Below are 16,425 nucleotides of genomic sequence, written 5' to 3'. Positions count from 1 at the left end.
GACGTCAGAGGTAATGGCGATGTCTACGCCGACCGCTACGGTCGGGGTATGGCAGCAACGATCGAGGAGACGTTCCAGCGCCCGGTGGGCGAGCTTCTGCGCGGGTGGCGGGAGCGGCGCCGGCTCAGTCAGCTCGAGCTGGCGAACCGGGTCGAGGTGTCCACGCGACACGTGAGCTTCGTGGAGACCGGGCGGTCCAAGCCGAGCCGCGAGATGGTGCTGCGGCTGGCCGAGCATCTCGACGTACCGCTGCGGGACCGGAACCAGCTGCTGCTCGCAGGCGGGTTCGCGCCGATCTACAGCGAGGCGTCGCTGCACTCGCCGGCGATGCTCGCTGTCCGTACGACGCTGCGCCGCCTGCTCAAGGCCCATGAGCCGTTCCCGGCGCTTGTCGTCGACCGCTGGTGGAACATCGTCGAGACCAACGCCGGGATCCAGATCTTCACCGCGGGCGTCGACGAGAAGTTGCTCCAGGCACCGATCAACGCGCTCCGGCTGACGTTGCACCCGGACGGCCTGGCCAAGCGGATCGGCAATATCGCCGAGGTCCGCGCCAGCGCACTCGCCAGCCTGCAACGCCAGGCCGCGAGCACCGCCGACCCCGAACTCCAGGACCTGTACGACGAACTCCGCGAGTACGCCATGGACGACAAGCCGGCACCACCCGGGCCGGCCGAGGTCGTCGTACCGTTCAAGCTCACGCACGACGGGCGGGAGTTGTCGCTGCTGACGATGATCGCGACCTTCGGCACGCCGCTCGATGTCACGGTGTCCGAGCTGATGATCGAGTCGTTCTATCCCGCCGACGATGCGACCGCGCAGTACTTGCGGAGCCTTTCGTGAAGCCGGCCAGGGACGTCGCCGACACGATCGAGCTGCATCTGCAGTACCTCGATCGCTATCGCGAGATCATCGAGACGAAGCTGACGGGGCTGAGCGACGCCGAGCTACGCGGCAGCCGGCTGCCCTCTGGATGGTCGCCGCTCGAGCTGCTGAAGCACCTTGTCTTCATGGAGCGACGGTGGTTGCGCTGGGGCTTCACCGCTGAACAGGTCGAGCATCCGTGGGGTGACTCCGGAGATGATCCCGACGGTCGCTGGGCGGTGACGGCGGACGACTCGCTGGAGAGCCTGCTGGCTCAGTTGCATGCGGGTGGTGAGTTCACGCGCGAGGTCGTCAGCGGCGCGGACCCCGCGACGGTTGCGGCGGCCGGCGGGCGGTTCAGGCCCGACAATCGGCCGACGCTGAACTGGATCTTGTTCCATGTCCTGCAGGAGTACGCACGGCACGCGGGCCACTTGGACGTGGCCCGCGAGCTCGTGGATGGGGCCACCGGCGAGTAGGTCTTGCAGGGAGGGCCTACTCGCCGGTGGCCGGGAGCCCTACCGGCCTGAGGAGGGTAGGCCGGTAGGGAACGCCGTCGGGACGGTCGGCGTCGGGAAGCTCGGCTTGGAGGTCGAGCTCGGCAGCGTCGGCTTCGTGGTCGGGATCGACGGCAGCGTCGGCTTGCTGTGCGGCTTGACCGGGACCGTCACCTTCACGCCGGCCGAGACCGTCACGGTCGGCACAGCCGGCTTCGGTGCGGTCGGCTTCGCGGTCGGCAGGGACGGCTTGCCGGGCAGGTTCGGCTTGCTCGGCAGCGTGGGCTTGCCGGTCGGCACGCCCTGCACGCAGTCCGGTACTGCCGGAACCGCGGGCTTGGCCGGCAACGACGGCTTCGCGGTCGGGAGCGACGGCTTGGCCGGGAGCGAAGGCTTGCTCGGCAGCGTCGGCTTGGCCGTCGGAAGCGACGGGAGGGTCGGCTTCGTCGTCGGCAGGCTGGGCTTACCCGACGGAAGGGTCGGCAGTGTGGGCTTGGTCGTCGGCACCTGCGGGCGGCCCGGCAGCGTCGGCTTCGTCGTCGGCCAGGTCGGCTTGGTGGTGGGGATGCCCGGGCGCGTCGGCAGCGTGGGCTTGCCCGCCGGCAGGGTCGGCTTACCAGGCAACGAGGGCCGGGTGGTCGGCAGGCTCGGGAGCGTCGGCTTGGCGGTCGGCAGCGACGGCTTCGCCGGCAGGGTGGGCTTGGCCGGAAGCGTCGGCTTCGGCGGGTTGTTCGGGTCGATCGTCTTGTTCACGACCACCTTGGGCAGCTTGGGCTTGGCCGGGAGGCAGGTCGGGTCGATCGACGGCGCCGTCGGCGTACCGGCCGGAATCACCGCCGGTACCGGAGGCTTTCCACCCACCAGCAGGTTCTTGACCGGAAGGGTCGGTCCGCCGACCGCGGCGGACACCGTCGCAACGGTTCCGGCCAGGGCGGTGACGCCCGCCGCGGCCAGTCCCCGACGCAGCCAGGTCAGCCGCTTGCCGCGCCGCATCAGGTCACCTGCGTCCGGCTGCCACGGGTCCATCTCATACGTCAGCGCGTTCCGTACTTGCTGCTCGTCACTCATCAGTTTCCTCCAACTCCGCTGTCGATCAGGTCGGGTGCCAGACGCAACTTGGCCAGCGCCCGGGAGGCCGTGCTCTTCACGGTCCCGGCCGCCATACCGAGCAGCTCGGCGGTCTCGGCCTCGGAGAGATCCTGCGAGTAGCGCAGCGCGACCACGGCTCTCTCCCGGACGGTCAGACCGTTGAGAGCCGAGAGCACGGCCTCCCTGGTCTGGACCGCCCCGGCGAAGTCCGCCACCGCTCGCTGGTCCCAATCGTTTGCTACCGGATCACTGGGTACTTCGTTGTTCCAGCGCCGGCGGGCCTGGGAGAGGAATCGGTTGACCAGCACCCGCCGGACGAACCGCAACGGGTCGCCCTCCAGCCGGTGCCATTTCGGATACGACCGCATCAACGCCTGCTGTACGAGGTCCTCGGCGGTATGCCGATCGCCGCACAACATCTCCGCGAAGCGGAGCAAGGGGGTCGACTGCGCCACGACGAATCGCTCGAAGTCGGCGTCCGCGGTCCGGGTCATCGATTCTCCTCAGCCTCTGTCACAACGGTCCAAACCCGCTGAGTCACCGATCAGGTTCTGTTCGGTCAGGAGAAATTTATTCACGGTCTATACAGAGGCGGTGTTTGTTTGTCACATTGGGTGCACAAGCCTTCACCGCCCCGGAGGTTCCGCCCATGCGTACCAGTCGCCCAGCCGCACTCGCCGCCTGTCTGGCCGTGACCGCGGCGATCTTTACCCCAACCTTGCCCAGCACCGCCGCCACCACTGATCCCGCAGCCGCACCCGATCCCACCACCGCCTCCCAGCCCGCCGGTAGGTCCGACCCCGTCGCAGGAACCCAGCCCGCCGCCTCCTAGCCCGCCGCCTCCGATCGCGCCGGCGCCTCCCGGCCCGTCGCTGGGTCCCAGCCCGTCGCCGTCTCGCGGACGGTCGCCGGGTCGAGCAACGTCCGCGTCGAAGGCGGCCGGATCATCCTCGGCGACGCACCCGCCGCGATCGGCTCGGCCGAGATCAACCAACGCACTGGCCTGGCCGAGCTCACCCCGGTCCACTTCGCCGACTTGACCTCGGCCGTGGTGGTCGGCTACTCGGCCGCCATACCAAACGGTATGTCCGGGACGGTCGACATGCGGGCCTGGGCCGACGGCCGATGGTCGGAGTGGACCGAGGCGAAGGCCGGCACCCCGACCGCACTGCCCGGCGCCAGCGACCAGGTCCAGCTGCGGGTGATCCTCACCGCACCACCGACCGGCGGTAGCCCATCCGTCTCCGGTCTGACCGTCCAACCGACAGACAAGGTCGCGGCTCCACGGATGAGCGTTCAGGCCGCGCCGCTCAAGTCGCACGTGTTCGCCACCCGTGAAGGTCTGGTCGGCGGTACGACGGCCAACGGCCACGTGATCATCAGCCGCGACCACTTCGTCGCACTGCCCTCACGCCGCGGCCTGTCCGGCAACGGATCCGGTACGTACTCGGTGAAGGTCTGTACTGCGTCGCGCTGCGCCTTCGAGCCGGTCTGGGACGTCGGCCCGTGGAACACGAAGGACGACTACTGGAACCCGAGCGCGACCCGCGAGATGTGGAAGGACCTGCCGCAGGGCAAGCCCGAGGCGCAGGCGGCGTACCAGGACGGATACAACGGCAAGAAGGATCAGTTCGGCCGAACCGTCGCGAACCCGGCCGGGATCGACCTTGCAGACGGCGTGTTCTGGGATGCGCTGAAGCTGGCGGACAACGGGTTCGTCGACGTGACGTACCTGTGGACGGGCGACGGCGGCCGCGGGACGGTCTCGATCTCGTCGGGATACCTGAACGTCCGCAACGCCCCGAACTCCACCGGCGCCGTCGTCGGCATGGCCGGCAAGTCCGCCCAGGTCACCGTCGAATGCCAGACAACCGGCGAAACCGTCACCGGCTCCCAAGGCACCACCAACATCTGGCTCCGAGTAAGCACCGGCATGTACGTCGCCAAAGCCTGGATCTCATCCGGCACCTTCAGCACCTGCTGACCCCAACTCCCGACAAGCGCCGGCCACACGCTCAACGTGCGTGCGGTCCGGCGCTTGGTCTGTAACCGACTGAGCTACTTGCCGGCCCGGGTTGGCGTGGGGCGGGCTGCGCGTGGGGGCTGGGTCGGGGTTGCGCTCGGCACCGGCGTCGACCAGCGGGTCGGTGTCGCGGTTGGCGGGACCGGTCGCGGGGCTCTGGTTGGAGCAACCGTCGGAACGCGGCTTGGCGTTGCTGTTGGCGGGAGGGATGGTGCGGGGCGGGGGTCGCGGGTTGGTGACACCGTTGGCGGCAGGGTTGGCGTGCTGGGCGGGACGGCGCTCGGGGAGGCGGTGGCTTCGGGGGTCCGGCTCGGGGAGGCGGTTGGTTGGTCCGGGGTCGGGCTCGGGGTGGCGTGGACCGGCGTACCGCCGTCGCCGTCTGCCGATCCGCTGCGCGCCATCGCAGTCCCCGCGACAGCGACAACCACCACCGCCGCTGCAGCGATTCCGCCCAGTACCAGCCGCGTGATGCGCCGGTTCGGTCCTACTTCTCTCATCGTTGCCCTCCGCAACCTTCTGGTGTTCGGTCGGGCTGAAGGACGCGAACCGCCGCGGAAAGGTTCTGCTCAGCGCGTCGGGGCGACGGTTGGCGTCTCCGTGTAGGCCGAGCGGCTGGGGGTGGCGGTTGGAACAAGGCCCCGGGCCGGCGTCGGCAAGGACGCGGTGGGCGAGGTCGGTGGGCGGAGCGGCACGTTCGTCGGCATCCTGGACGGCGGCGCGGTCGGTGGTATTGCGGTGGGAGGCGGCGCGTGTGTCGGCGATGGGCTCATTCGCGTGGGGTACGTCGGGGTCGCGGTCGGTTGCATCGTCGGCGAAGTCGTCGCAGGTGACGTCGGCGTTGGACGAGGCGTCGGGGCGACCCCGGTAGTAGGCGCCGGCCGAGCGGGCTCCGGTGGACCGCCGCGCGAGTGGCTCCCGACCACCCCTCCCGCCACCACCGACACGACAGCAACCGAAGCAGCAACCGTCGCCAGATTCCGTCGGCCACGCCGGCGCTGCGCCCCCGCGATCACCCGCGTCGGGTCCAGCGGCGTACCGGCGTCCCCCGGCGCCAACAGACCCCGCAGTTCGTCCTCGATGTCGTTCATGCTCGCTCCCCCACCGGTACGCCGCTCAGCTCCGGAGCAGCGCGCAGCTTCTCCAGGGCCCGCGCGTTGGCGCTCTTCACCGTGCCGACCGCGACCCCGAGGACCTCGGCGGTCTGCCGCTCGGTCAGGTCCTCGACATACCGCAGTACGACGACCGCACGCTCCCGCCGGCTCAACGTCGCGAGCGCGGCCCCCAGCCCCACCCGCCGGTTGACTGCACCGGACGGATCGTCGACGACCGGGCCGAGGAACAGGTCCAGCTCGGTCGCCCCGCCACTCGGGCGCTCCCGCCACGGCCGTCGTCGTACCCAGGACAGGTGCTGGTTGACCACGGCCTGCCGCACGTACGCGAACGGGTCGGCCAGCTCGATCCGGTCCCAGCGCAGGTACGCCTTCTCCAAAGCGTTCTGCACCAGGTCCTCGGCGAGCCCGGCATCCCCGCAGAGCATCCGCGCGAAGTGCACCAACCGCGCGGATCTGGCCAGCACGAAAGCCGTGAAGTCGTCGTCACGACTCCCCGTCGCCGCCATCTGCGCTCCGTCCTGCCGCTCTCACCTCACAGGACGCTGCGCCTGGGCCAAAGGTTCTGCTTGTTCGGAGAATTGTGTGGAGGCGGTCAGCCGGGGCAGCGCGATGATGTCGGCGGCCAGGCGAACGCGGTCGCGGCCGGCGGCCTTGGCGGCGTACATCGCGCGGTCGGCGCGGAGCAGCAGGTCGTCGACCGTCGCCCCGTCGTTCGGATACACGGCAACGCCGATGCTGACGGTCAGGTGGAACGTGTCCGGATCCAGATCCGGATCGTCGAGTACGCCGGCGCACATCGCAGCGAGCGGGCTGGCGGAGACCGCGTTGCGAAGCCTGTCCGCGGTGACGGTCGCCTCGTCGAGCCCGGTGTCCGGGAGCGCGATCACGAACTCCTCGCCTCCGAACCGGCCGATCACGTCCTTCGCCCGGATCGCGCTGCGCAGGATCGTCGCGACCGCGCGCAGGGCCTCGTCGCCGACCAGGTGACCGTGCCGGTCGTTGACCTGCTTGAAGTGGTCGATGTCGATCAGCAGGACCGCCATCGGCTCGCGCTGGGTCCGGACCGTCCGGAGCATGTCCTCGGTCCGCCGACGCCACCAGTCGACCCGGGTCAGGCTGGTCTTCGGATCGGTCTGCGCCTCGGACTCCAACTGCCCGAGGAGCAGCGCACGCTGCGCGGTCAGCGTGATCGGGATCGCGACGAACGCGAACCAGGGGCTGATCAGGCAGGCGGCCGCGAGCAGACAGCCGAGCGTGGCGGCGGTCGCGTCGGTGCACAGGTCGTCGAGCCCGCCGACCGCCTCGCGGCGACTGCTACCCGGGATGATCAGCGAGATCGCCAGCCCGCACAGCACTGTGTCGGTCGCGACGTACGCCGCCGAAGCGCCGACCATCGAGACGACCAGACCGAGGTCGCCGCCAGTGACGCCCCGGAGCGAGACGAAGACCGCATGCGCGGCGCCGACCGCGAGCACATGGACCGCCGTCGAGAAGGCCCACCGGTACGGGATGCATTTGCCGGCCCGGATCCGCCACCAGATCCGGAGCAGTACGGCGACCAGGATCGCGAGCGCCGGATGCAGGATCACGGCCGCGGCGATCATCCAGGCCGGAGCGAGGTCTTTGTGCAGCGCGCCGCCGCGCCGCCGCCGGTTCTCCACCCGGCGGGCGCCCTCGACCGAGATCAGCGCGGAGACGGTCAGCGCGAACACCACATCCAGCCCGCGCCAGTCGGGGCGGTCGGTGAACGCCTGCACGCCGTACCCGATGGCGGCCAGGTCGACGAGCACCACGACGGCGAACGCCGGAACCGTCAGGGTCCAGAGCGCCCAGGATCGTATCGCTCGCCTACTCTGTGCAACCATCACCTCACACGGTACGACGAGTGAGCGTCAGGTCCCAATCCGTGGCGGCGCGGCTGTGGATGACGACTTGGGAACGATCGACAATCCTTCACTATTCAGTCGTTTGATCAACAATCAACTGCAGGATTTCCCTTGCACGGAAGGAAGATCAGCGCCTTCGGGCAGCACCGAAAAGCCCGCGGACGATCTCCCGGCCGGCCGAGCGGGCGAACTGCTTGAACACCGACGAGCCGATCACCTCTTCGACCATCGACTTCTCCTGCTTCTGTGTCCGCGGCCGCGACTCCTGCCGCTGCTCCTGCTGCTGTTGCTTGGCCTGCTCCTGGGCCTGCTTCTCGGCCTCGGCCTGCGCCGCCCCGGCCTGCACCTTCGCCGCGAGCATCTCGTACGCCGACTCGCGGTCGACGGCCTGCGAATACTTCGCGTTGTTCGGCGAGGCCTGAACCGACGCGGCCTGCTGCTCCGCGGACGCCGGCGCCATCAGCGACTGGGGCGCGCGCAACCGGGTCCACGCGACCGGGGTCGGGGCACCCTTCTCGTTCATCACGGTCACGATCGCCTCGCCGATCCCGAGCTGGGTCAGCACCTCGCCCAGGTCGTACGACGAGCTCGGGAACGTCGACACGGTCGCCTTCAGCGCCTTCGCGTCGTTCGGCGTGTGCGCCCGCAGCTGGTGCTGCACCCGCGAACCGAGCTGCGCCAGTACGTCGTCCGGCACGTCCTTCGGCGTCTGCGTCACGAAGAAGACGCCGACACCCTTCGACCGGATCAGCCGGACGGTCTGCGCGATCGTGTTGAGGAACGCCTTCGACGCGTCGTTGAACAGCAGGTGCGCCTCGTCGAAGAAGAACACCAGCTTCGGCTTGTCCACGTCGCCGACCTCGGGCAGGTCGTGGAACAGGTCGGCGAGCAGCCACATCAGGAACGTCGAGAACAGGGCCGGCCGGTCCTGCAGGTTCGGCAGCTCGAGCAGCGAGATGAGGCCCTTGCCGTCACGCTGCTGCAGCAGGTCGGCGGTGTCGAACTCCGGCTCGCCGAAGAACGCCTCCGCGCCCTGGTCCGCGAATCCGATCAGCGACCGCAGGATGACACCCGCGGTGGCCGCGGACAGTCCGCCGAGCTCCTTCAGGTCGTCCTTGCCCTCGTCGGAGGTGAGGTGCTGGATGACCGCGCGCAGATCCTTGAGGTCCAGCAGCGTCAGCCCGGCCTTGTCGGCGTAGTGGAAGATCAGCCCGAGCGACGACTCCTGTACGTCGTTCAGCCCGAGAACCTTGGAGAGCAGGACCGGCCCGAACGACGTGATCGTGGCGCGGATCGGGATCCCGGTGCCCTGGCCGCCGAGCGCGTAGAACTCGGTCGGGAAGCCGCTCGCGGTCCAGTCCTGGCCGATCGACTTGGTCCGGGCCAGCAGTTTGTCGTTCCCCTCGCCGGGCTGCGAGATGCCCGACAGGTCGCCCTTGATGTCAGCAGCGAACACCGCGACGCCGGCCGCGGACAGCTGCTCAGCCATCAGCTGGAGGGTCTTCGTCTTTCCGGTACCGGTCGCGCCCGCGACCAGGCCGTGCCGGTTCATCATCCCGAGCGGGATCCGGACCGCCGCCTCCGGTTTCGGCTCATCGTCGACCAGCAAGGCACCGAGCTCGACTGCCGCCCCCTCGAACGCGTACCCCTGCTTGACGGTCTCCACGACATCTGACTCGGCCATCTTGAGCGTGCCTTCCCCGGTTGACGGAACTACCCGGTCGGCATGCTAGTCCTCACCATCCTGCTGGACGCCTCAACGGCGCCAAAAGGTTGCATTCAACTCCGGACTATTCCGGTGACATTCATGACCTGCACCTGAGACCTTTTACCCCGCTAGACTTCGGGAGGTGATCTTCAAGCGCGTCGGGGAAGACCGGCCGTACCCGGACCATGGGCTGCGGCCGAAGGACTGGTCCTCGCTGCCGCCACGGCAGGTGCGGCTGGACGAACTCGTCACGACGAAGGGCACTCTTGACCTGAACGCGCTGCTCGACGAGGACTCGACCTTCTACGGCGACCTGTTCGCGCATGTGGTGGAGTGGAAGGGCGACATGTATCTCGAGGACGGCCTGCACCGCGCCCTCCGTGCCGCGCTGCAGCAGCGTCAGGTCCTCCACGCTCGGGTCTTGGTAGTGGACTGACCCATGTCTGCTCACGGGGGGTTGAGCCGATGACAGCGATACATCCGCAACCGCGGCCGCATTCGCGCATTCGCTGGCGTACGCCGATCACGATGGTGATCCTGCTGGGCATTCTCGCCGGCGGGGGCTGGTGGGGCTGGAAATCCCTGATCAACAGCAGCGCCGAGCCGACCTGTGTCGAGCAGAAGCTGGCGAACAACCGGCTGGTCCCGAAGCAGGTCGTGCTGAACGTCTACAACGGCGGCGCCAGGGCGGGCTCCGCGCAGCGGGTCGCCGACGCGCTGAAGCAGCGTGGCTTCAACATCGGCAAGATCTCCAACGAGCCCAAGGGCAACAAGGTCGACGTGGCCGAGCTCCGCGGCGTCGCGGCGAACTCGCCCGAGCTGGCGCTGGTCGCCGGTCAGCTCAACCAGAAGGCCGTGCTGGTCCCCGACGGCCGCACCGACCACACCGTCGACCTGGTGATCGGCGCCGGCTTCGGCTCGGTCCGTCTCAAGGGCATCCCGTCGGTCCAGGTGGCCGCCGGCACCACCGTCTGCCTCCCGGTCATCCACACCCCGCAGCCCGTCCCCTCAGGCCAGAACCCGAACTGACCTCAGTGCTGTTCGCGGCCGCGTTCGCCGAACCAGCCGGCCAGGCGGCCGGCCCGGGAGACGGCTCGTAGGCGGCGCTCGGTCTGTTCGCGGACGGGGCTCGGGGCAACGACCAGCAGCGAGTCGGCGGCGCGGAGCACCGTACGGCGGTCCGGCACGAAGGCGTGTTCGCCGCGGATGACGAGCGAGACCGAGACGCCCGGCGGCAACCGCAGTTCGCCGATCTCGACGCCGGCGAGCCGCGACTCGCTCGGGACGTAGACCTGGAGCATGTCCGCGCCGAGCGACTCCAGCGGCGCCACGTCGATGTCCACCTCGTGGGCCGCGTTCTCGTCGAGCACCTTCAGGCGGCCCGCCAGCCACGGCAGCGACGGCCCTTGCAGCAGCGTGAACAGCAGGACCAGCACGAACACCACATCGAAGATCCGGTCCGCCTGCGGCACACCCTCGGCAAGCGGGATCGTCGCCAGGACGATCGGCACCGCGCCACGCAGCCCCGCCCACGAGATGAACGCCTGCTCCCGCCACGGCAGCCGGAACGGCGCCGCGGAGATCGCCACCGAGGCGAACCGCCCGACCACCGTCACCGCGATCCCGATCAGCAGCGCGACGAGTACGTCGTTCAGCCGGAACCGCCCCGGCGAGGCCAGCAACCCGAGCATCACGAACAGCCCGATCTGGGCCAGCCAGGCGATCCCGTCCACGAACGACCGGGTCGCCATCCGGTGCGGCAGCTCCGCCCGCCCGAGCACCAGCGAGGTCACATAAACAGCCGCGAACCCGGACACATGCAGGAGGACGGAGCCCCCGGCGTACGAGATGAAGGCGACTGACATCACTGCGAGCGGGTAGAGGCCCGCGGAGCCGAGCGCCATTCGTCGGATCAGGCCGACGCTCACCCAGCCGATCAGCAGGCCGAACAGGGCGCCCACGACCAGCTCGTACAGCACCAGGCCGGTGAACGACAGGATGCCCTTCTCGCCGACCTCACCCGTGCTCACGAGGGTCACCAGCAGCACGGTCGGTGCGTCGTTCAGACCGGACTCGGCCTCCAGCGCACCACGCAGCCGCGGCCGGATCGGCACCCGTCTGAGCACCGAGAACACGGCGGCCGCGTCCGTCGGAGACGTCACGGCGCCGAGCAGCACGGACAGCTGCCAACTGAGCCCGAGGACGAAATGCGCCACACAGGCGACCACACCGACGCTGACCGCGACCCCGACCGTCGCGAGGACGAGCCCGAGCGGCATCACCGGGCGTACTTCGTTCCACCGGGTGGTCAGACCGCCCTCGATCAGGATCACGACCAGGGCCGCGAACCCCAGCGCATGCGCCAGCTGCGCGTCCTCGAAGTGGATGTGCCCCGGCCCCGACTCGCCGAGCAGCAGGCCCATCCCGAGATAGATAAGCAGCGATGGAAGCCCGAGCCGCGCAGTCAGCCGGACGGCCACGACCGCGACCAGCAGGACCACAGCCCCCGCCAGCAGGACCCGGTCGAGCTCCGAAACATCCATGGGGCCCTCCCGTGCGATGCGTCAGGTCCCGAGAGACGAAAACCCTGACGCATCACACAGCATCAGGGTCTTCGGCCTATCTTCCGCCCCGAGGGGCGGTTGGCGGTGGCGGAGGGATTTGAACCCTCGGACGGGGGTTGCCCGTCACGCGCTTTCGAGGCGCGCTCCTTCGGCCGCTCGGACACGCCACCGCCGAGGACAATATCAAGGCCGGTGACGAATGAAGAAATCGCGCAGCCGCGCGCCCGCCTCGTCGGCCATCACACCGCCGATCACCTCGGGCCGATGGTTCAGCCGACGATCCCGTACGACGTCCCACAGCGATCCCACCGCGCCCGCCTTCTCGTCGTACGCCGCGAAGACCAGCCGGTCGAGCCGGGACAGCACGATCGCCCCCGCGCACATCGTGCACGGCTCCAGCGTGACGACCAGCGTGCAACCGCTCAGCCGCCACTCGCCGACGTGCCGCGCCGCCTCCCGGATCGCGAGTACTTCGGCATGGGCTGTCGGATCGCCTGTCGTCTCGCGCTCGTTGTGCCCGCGCCCGATCACCTGGCCGTCGGCGTCCACCACGATGGCCCCGATCGGTACGTCGGGCAGCGCCTTCTCGCCCTCTTCCAGCGCGAGCGTCATCAACCGCGACCACTCGCGGCGCAGCAGTGGGCTAGCCAACAGCTTCGATCGCGTCGTGGAACTGGTTGCCGAACCCAAGCGCCTCGGCGATCTCCTCGAGCATCTCCTCGGGGTAGAGGTCGACGTCGTCGCAGAGCGCACCGAGGTCCATCGCGGTCATTCCCAGGTCCGCGATGATCGCGAGATCGCCGGCCGGGACCTGCTCGTCGTCGTCATCGGCCAGCGGGATGTCCAGCTCGTCGACGATCTGCCGGGCGATCGGCCACTCGGTCGCCGCGGTCACGTCGGAGATCAGCAACCGGGCCCGGCCGCCGGCGACACGAACCAGCACGAAGAAGTCCTCGTCGACCGAGACCATCCCCAGCACGCCGCCCTCACCTGGGTACCGGCGGAGGGCGGAGACCAGCGTCGACAGGTCCGGTTCACCGCGGAGTACCAGCGGAGTGACGGTCCAATTCCCGTCCTCGGTGTAAGCGGCGACCGCGAAATCGAGGTCAGTGGTCATCGGCCCAGCCATGGCATCGGACACCGGGTCATCGTCCCAGACTCCGCCTCTCCATGCGATCTCGGAGCGGTATCAGATCCACCAACACCCGTCAACAGTCAGTGATGGTACGTCGCTCTCCGCATTGCCTCACGGAGCTGCCGGACGCGCGCCCGGCGGGGTGCGATCCGGTCGCGGAGCGCCTTTGCCTCCTCCAGTTCGCGCAGGAACTCGGCACGCCGGCGCAGCCGGTCGAGGTCGCGGCGGGGTACTACCAGGCGCGGTCTGGGCTCGAGGGTCATCGGCGTACTCCCTGATGGGCGAGGCAGGGCAGATTCCGGTGCACTTTTCAGTCTGACAGCGAGCGAGGTTTCCCGACGCGAATCGCCGACGGCATCCCTCAGGTAGCGTTCCGGCTTATGCAGATCCTCGTCGTGGACCACCCGCTCGTCGCCCACAAGCTCACCGCGCTGCGCGACGAGCACACGGACTCACCCACGTTCCGTCGGCTGACCGAGGAGCTCGTCACGCTGCTCGCCTACGAGGCGACGCGGGACGTCCGCACCGGTCCGGTCACCGTCCAGACCCCCGTCGCCGAGGCGGAAGGCGTCAAGCTGACCGCGCCGAAGCCGCTCGTCGTACCGATCCTGCGGGCCGGCCTCGGCATGCTCGAAGGCATGTCCCGGCTGCTCCCGACCGCGGAGGTTGGCTTCCTCGGCATGATCAGGAACGAGGAGACGCTGACCGCGTCGACGTACGCCGAGCGCCTCCCGGAGGACCTGTCCGGTCGCCAGTGCTACGTCCTCGACCCGATGCTGGCGACCGGCGGCACGCTCGCCGCGGCAATCCAGTTCCTCGTCGACCGCGGCGCCGACCACATCACCGCGATCTGCCTGCTAGCCGCCCCCGAGGGCGTGGAACGCGTCGAACGCGAGCTCACCCACCTCGACGTACCGTGCAACCTCGTCATCGCCGGCATGGACTCCCACCTGAACGACAAGGGCTACATCGTCCCCGGCCTGGGCGACGCCGGCGACCGCCTGTACGGCGTCGCCCAGTAGAAGAAAAGAGAACAAGAGACAGAGAAGGACAGGGTTCGCCAGAACCCACCGTTCGAACTCTCCATTGAAAGACAAAAGAAGACAGCCAGTGATGACTGGCCCCGGTAGGCAGCCGGAGGTTCGCCTGCGGTGCGTCACCGTGTCGCGTGCTGATGCGCCCGCGCGCGGATCTACCGGTTGATCACGCCAGTGCTCGGGGACCAGCTCTGCGGAACATAACTGCCGCTGAGTGCCAACTTCTTACCGCAAAAGCAACTGGGCGGGGCTTCTGAATAACCGGGCTGCCCGGATGATCACGTGAGGGTGCTGCGGTAGAAGAGGTTTGCTCGGCGGTCGCCGGTGACGCCGCACGCGAAGCCGAAGTACAGGCGGGCGGTCGCGTCGGTGGATCCAGGGCTGTGCATGGATCTCGCCTGGGCGTTGACCGCCGATGGCACTCAGGTCCAGCTGGTCAACGGCGGCCGGGGCGGAGAAGTTTGCCCTCGGCAACCAGAAGTGGCACAAACCCTAGAAGGCGTAGGGATACGGCGACCAGTCGGGGTCGCGTTTCTCGAGGAATGCGTCGCGGCCTTCGGCGGCCTCGTCGGTGCCGTAGGCGAGGCGGGTCGCCTCGCCCGCGAACAGCTGCTGGCCGACCAGTCCGTCGTCGATCAGGTTGAACGCGTACTTCAGCATCCGCTGCGCGGTCGGCGACTTCGCGCAGATCTTCTTGCCCCACTCGAGGGCGACCGCCTCGAGCTCGGCGTGCGGGACGACCTTGTTCACCATGCCCATCCGGTATGCGTCCTCGGCGGAGTACTCCTCACCGAGGAAGAAGATCTCCCGCGCGAACTTCTGCCCCACCTGACGAGCCAGGTACGCCGAGCCGAAGCCGCCGTCGAACGACGCCACGTCCGCATCGGTCTGCTTGAACCGCGCGTGCTCCGCCGAGGCCAGCGTGAGGTCCGCGACCACATGAAGGCTGTGTCCACCACCGGCTGCCCAACCCGGAACGACGCAGATCACGACCTTCGACATGAAGCGGATCAGACGTTGTACTTCGAGAATGTGCAGCCGTCCCGCGCGTGCCGGGTCGATCGACTCCGCCGTCGTGCCCTCGGCGTACTTGTAACCGTCCTTGCCGCGGATCCGCTGATCGCCGCCTGAGCAGAACGCCCATCCGCCGTCCTTCGGCGACGGACCGTTGCCGGTGAGCAGCACGCACCCGACGTCGGTCGACATCCGCGCGTGATCCAGCACGCGGTAGAGCTCGTCGACGGTCTGCGGCCGGAACGCGTTGCGTACTTCGGGCCGGTTGAACGCGATCCGCACCACGCCGGCGTCGACTGCCCGGTGATAGGTGATGTCGGTCAGCTCGAAGCCGTCGACCTGTTTCCAGGCCGACGGGTCGAAGATCTCGGAGACAGTCACCCCGAGAGCATATTTCAGGCCTTGGCGGTGCTTTCCCGCAGTACGACTTCGGCCTTGAACGTCTCGGTCGTCACATCGCCGCCCTCGATCGCCAGCTCGAGCGCACGGCGGCCCATCTGCTCCAATGGCAGCCGCACGGTCGTCAGACCCGGCCACACGTCGCGCAGCGTGGCGATGTCGTCGAAGCCGGCGACGCCGAGCTTGCCCGGCACATCGACTCCGCGCGTCCGCAACGCGGACATCGCGCCCACTGCCATCACGTCGTTCACAGCGAACAAACAGTCCACATCGGCCTGCCGATCGAGCAGTTGCTCGGCAGCGGCGTACCCACCGTCGCGGGTGAAGTCACCGGCCTCGACGGCTACCGGCTGCAACCCCGCTTCGGCCAGTCCCTCGATGAACCCGGCCCGCCGATCGCGCGCCGTCGCCAGCGTCTCCGGACCACCCAGTACGGCGAACTTCCGCCAGCCGAGCGCGACCAGCTCGCGGGCCAGATCGGCCGATCCGCTGCGGTTGTCCGGCTCGACCGTATGTGCCGGCATCCCGGACTGACTGACCAGTGCGAGGCCCGCGCCCGAGTTGAGGAAATTCTCCACCTCGGCCGCCGTCCGGGAGAGGCTGTCGGCATCGGTCCGCCGGCTGCCGATCATCACCGCGGCGCGGGCCCGCTGCGCCCGCAACGACGACAGGTAAGCGATCTCGCGGTCGGAGTCCCGGAACGTGCTGGCCATCATCACCAGCAGGTTGCGCTCGTCCGCGGCGCGCATCACGCCGTTCGCGATCGCGGCGAAGTACGGGTCCTCGATGTCGTGCACCAGGATGCCGACGAGGTTCGTCGACGACTTGGCCAGGGCCTGCGCCTGTGCGTTCGGCGTGTAGCCGAGCTCGTCGGCGGCGGCCTTGACCCGCTCCTGCAGTTCTGGACGGGGCACGCGGTCCCCGCCGTTCAGCACGCGGGAGGCGGTCGCGACCGACACACCCGCACGCTGTGCAACGTCCAGCAATGTCACCGGTGCTCGCAGATTCACTGGCCTACCCTTTCGTGCGTCCCCCCGGGGGCGGTGGCGGTCACCCTACCGAATCGCCCGCTCTCACGCTGCGTATCGGGCAGGTCG

The 16,425-nt window shown here is 68.9% G+C and carries 18 protein-coding genes and 1 tRNA gene; 6 read left to right on the top strand and 13 right to left on the bottom strand.

Annotated elements, in window-relative coordinates; genetic code table 11:
- Positions 1 to 48 precede the first annotated feature (48 nt).
- Positions 49 to 843 (top strand): helix-turn-helix domain-containing protein, encoded by a 795-nt coding sequence (locus EV645_RS21815; protein ID WP_130445824.1) that lies wholly within the window; start codon positions 49 to 51, stop codon positions 841 to 843.
- On the top strand, positions 840 to 1,343 hold the full coding sequence (locus EV645_RS21810) for a DinB family protein (RefSeq protein WP_130445823.1): 504 nt from the start codon (positions 840 to 842) through the stop codon (positions 1,341 to 1,343). Before EV645_RS21815 ends, EV645_RS21810 begins: the two co-directional genes overlap by 4 nt.
- A 39-nt stretch (positions 1,344 to 1,382) precedes the next feature.
- Here the strand turns inward: EV645_RS21810 and EV645_RS21805 are convergent, their stop codons facing one another.
- From EV645_RS21805 to EV645_RS41920, 3 genes are all read right to left on the bottom strand, one after another.
- Positions 1,383 to 2,429, bottom strand: a complete 1,047-nt coding sequence (locus tag EV645_RS21805) for a hypothetical protein (protein ID WP_130445822.1) — start codon at positions 2,427 to 2,429, stop codon at positions 1,383 to 1,385.
- Positions 2,429 to 2,944 carry a SigE family RNA polymerase sigma factor gene (locus EV645_RS21800; RefSeq protein ID WP_130445821.1) on the bottom strand — a complete coding sequence of 172 codons (516 nt, stop codon included), beginning with the start codon at positions 2,942 to 2,944 and terminating at the stop codon, positions 2,429 to 2,431. Before EV645_RS21800 ends, EV645_RS21805 begins: the two co-directional genes overlap by 1 nt.
- Positions 2,945 to 3,278: 334 nt before the next feature.
- Positions 3,279 to 3,467 (bottom strand): hypothetical protein, encoded by a 189-nt coding sequence (locus EV645_RS41920; RefSeq protein ID WP_198681770.1) that lies wholly within the window; start codon positions 3,465 to 3,467, stop codon positions 3,279 to 3,281.
- A gap of 19 nt (positions 3,468 to 3,486) precedes the next feature.
- Between EV645_RS41920 and EV645_RS21790 the strand changes: the two genes are divergently transcribed.
- Positions 3,487 to 4,434 (top strand): hypothetical protein, encoded by a 948-nt coding sequence (locus EV645_RS21790; RefSeq protein ID WP_242000554.1) that lies wholly within the window; start codon positions 3,487 to 3,489, stop codon positions 4,432 to 4,434.
- A 1,123-nt stretch (positions 4,435 to 5,557) separates the two neighbouring features.
- Here EV645_RS21790 and EV645_RS21785 read toward each other — a convergent pair.
- From EV645_RS21785 to EV645_RS21775, 3 genes are all read right to left on the bottom strand, one after another.
- Positions 5,558 to 6,091 carry a SigE family RNA polymerase sigma factor gene (locus EV645_RS21785; RefSeq protein WP_130445818.1) on the bottom strand — a complete coding sequence of 178 codons (534 nt, stop codon included), beginning with the start codon at positions 6,089 to 6,091 and terminating at the stop codon, positions 5,558 to 5,560.
- A gap of 21 nt (positions 6,092 to 6,112) precedes the next feature.
- Positions 6,113 to 7,450 (bottom strand): GGDEF domain-containing protein, encoded by a 1,338-nt coding sequence (locus tag EV645_RS21780; protein ID WP_130445817.1) that lies wholly within the window; start codon positions 7,448 to 7,450, stop codon positions 6,113 to 6,115.
- A 148-nt stretch (positions 7,451 to 7,598) separates the two neighbouring features.
- Positions 7,599 to 9,155 carry a helicase HerA-like domain-containing protein gene (locus tag EV645_RS21775; RefSeq protein ID WP_130445816.1) on the bottom strand — a complete coding sequence of 519 codons (1,557 nt, stop codon included), beginning with the start codon at positions 9,153 to 9,155 and terminating at the stop codon, positions 7,599 to 7,601.
- Between the two features lie 166 nt (positions 9,156 to 9,321).
- Here EV645_RS21775 and EV645_RS21770 point away from each other — a divergent pair, with 166 nt between their 5' ends.
- Together EV645_RS21770 and EV645_RS21765 are read left to right on the top strand one after the other, a co-directional pair.
- Positions 9,322 to 9,615, top strand: a complete 294-nt coding sequence (locus EV645_RS21770; protein ID WP_130445815.1) for a type II toxin-antitoxin system VapB family antitoxin — start codon at positions 9,322 to 9,324, stop codon at positions 9,613 to 9,615.
- Positions 9,616 to 9,644: 29 nt separating this feature from the next.
- A complete protein-coding gene (locus tag EV645_RS21765) occupies positions 9,645 to 10,208 on the top strand; it encodes a LytR C-terminal domain-containing protein (RefSeq protein ID WP_130445814.1) in 564 nt (187 codons plus the stop codon).
- A 2-nt stretch (positions 10,209 to 10,210) separates the two neighbouring features.
- Here the strand turns inward: EV645_RS21765 and EV645_RS21760 are convergent, their stop codons facing one another.
- The 5 genes from EV645_RS21760 to EV645_RS21740 all read right to left on the bottom strand — a co-directional run bounded on the left by EV645_RS21760 (position 10,211) and on the right by EV645_RS21740 (position 13,141).
- The gene (locus EV645_RS21760) at positions 10,211 to 11,722 is read right to left on the bottom strand and encodes a potassium/proton antiporter (RefSeq protein ID WP_130445813.1); all 1,512 of its coding nucleotides are present in this window, start codon (positions 11,720 to 11,722) and stop codon (positions 10,211 to 10,213) included.
- A 100-nt stretch (positions 11,723 to 11,822) separates the two neighbouring features.
- Positions 11,823 to 11,913, bottom strand: a tRNA-Ser gene (locus tag EV645_RS21755).
- Positions 11,914 to 11,926: 13 nt separating this feature from the next.
- Positions 11,927 to 12,355 carry a nucleoside deaminase gene (locus EV645_RS21750; protein WP_130446499.1) on the bottom strand — a complete coding sequence of 143 codons (429 nt, stop codon included), beginning with the start codon at positions 12,353 to 12,355 and terminating at the stop codon, positions 11,927 to 11,929.
- A 31-nt stretch (positions 12,356 to 12,386) separates the two neighbouring features.
- Positions 12,387 to 12,860, bottom strand: a complete 474-nt coding sequence (locus EV645_RS21745) for a tRNA adenosine deaminase-associated protein (protein WP_130445812.1) — start codon at positions 12,858 to 12,860, stop codon at positions 12,387 to 12,389.
- A 98-nt stretch (positions 12,861 to 12,958) separates the two neighbouring features.
- Positions 12,959 to 13,141: a hypothetical protein gene (locus EV645_RS21740; RefSeq protein ID WP_130445811.1), complete on the bottom strand. Its 183-nt coding sequence runs from the start codon at positions 13,139 to 13,141 to the stop codon at positions 12,959 to 12,961.
- A 117-nt stretch (positions 13,142 to 13,258) separates the two neighbouring features.
- Between EV645_RS21740 and upp the strand changes: the two genes are divergently transcribed.
- Positions 13,259 to 13,900, top strand: a complete 642-nt coding sequence (upp, locus tag EV645_RS21735) for a uracil phosphoribosyltransferase (protein WP_130445810.1) — start codon at positions 13,259 to 13,261, stop codon at positions 13,898 to 13,900.
- A 507-nt stretch (positions 13,901 to 14,407) separates the two neighbouring features.
- On the opposite strand, the gene EV645_RS21730 is transcribed toward upp, so the two are convergent.
- Together EV645_RS21730 and EV645_RS21725 are read right to left on the bottom strand one after the other, a co-directional pair.
- A complete protein-coding gene (locus tag EV645_RS21730; RefSeq protein ID WP_130445809.1) occupies positions 14,408 to 15,310 on the bottom strand; it encodes a 1,4-dihydroxy-2-naphthoyl-CoA synthase in 903 nt (300 codons plus the stop codon).
- A 14-nt stretch (positions 15,311 to 15,324) separates the two neighbouring features.
- Complete coding sequence (locus EV645_RS21725) at positions 15,325 to 16,338, bottom strand: LacI family DNA-binding transcriptional regulator (RefSeq protein WP_130445808.1); 1,014 nt, start codon at positions 16,336 to 16,338, stop codon at positions 15,325 to 15,327.
- Positions 16,339 to 16,425: the final 87 nt, after the last annotated feature.

The organism is Kribbella rubisoli (assembly GCF_004217145.1).
GTDB classification, from domain to species: Bacteria; Actinomycetota; Actinomycetes; order Propionibacteriales; family Kribbellaceae; genus Kribbella; species Kribbella rubisoli.
Note: the sequence above shows the minus strand (reverse complement) of the source record. Positions and strands in the feature narration are given on the sequence as shown.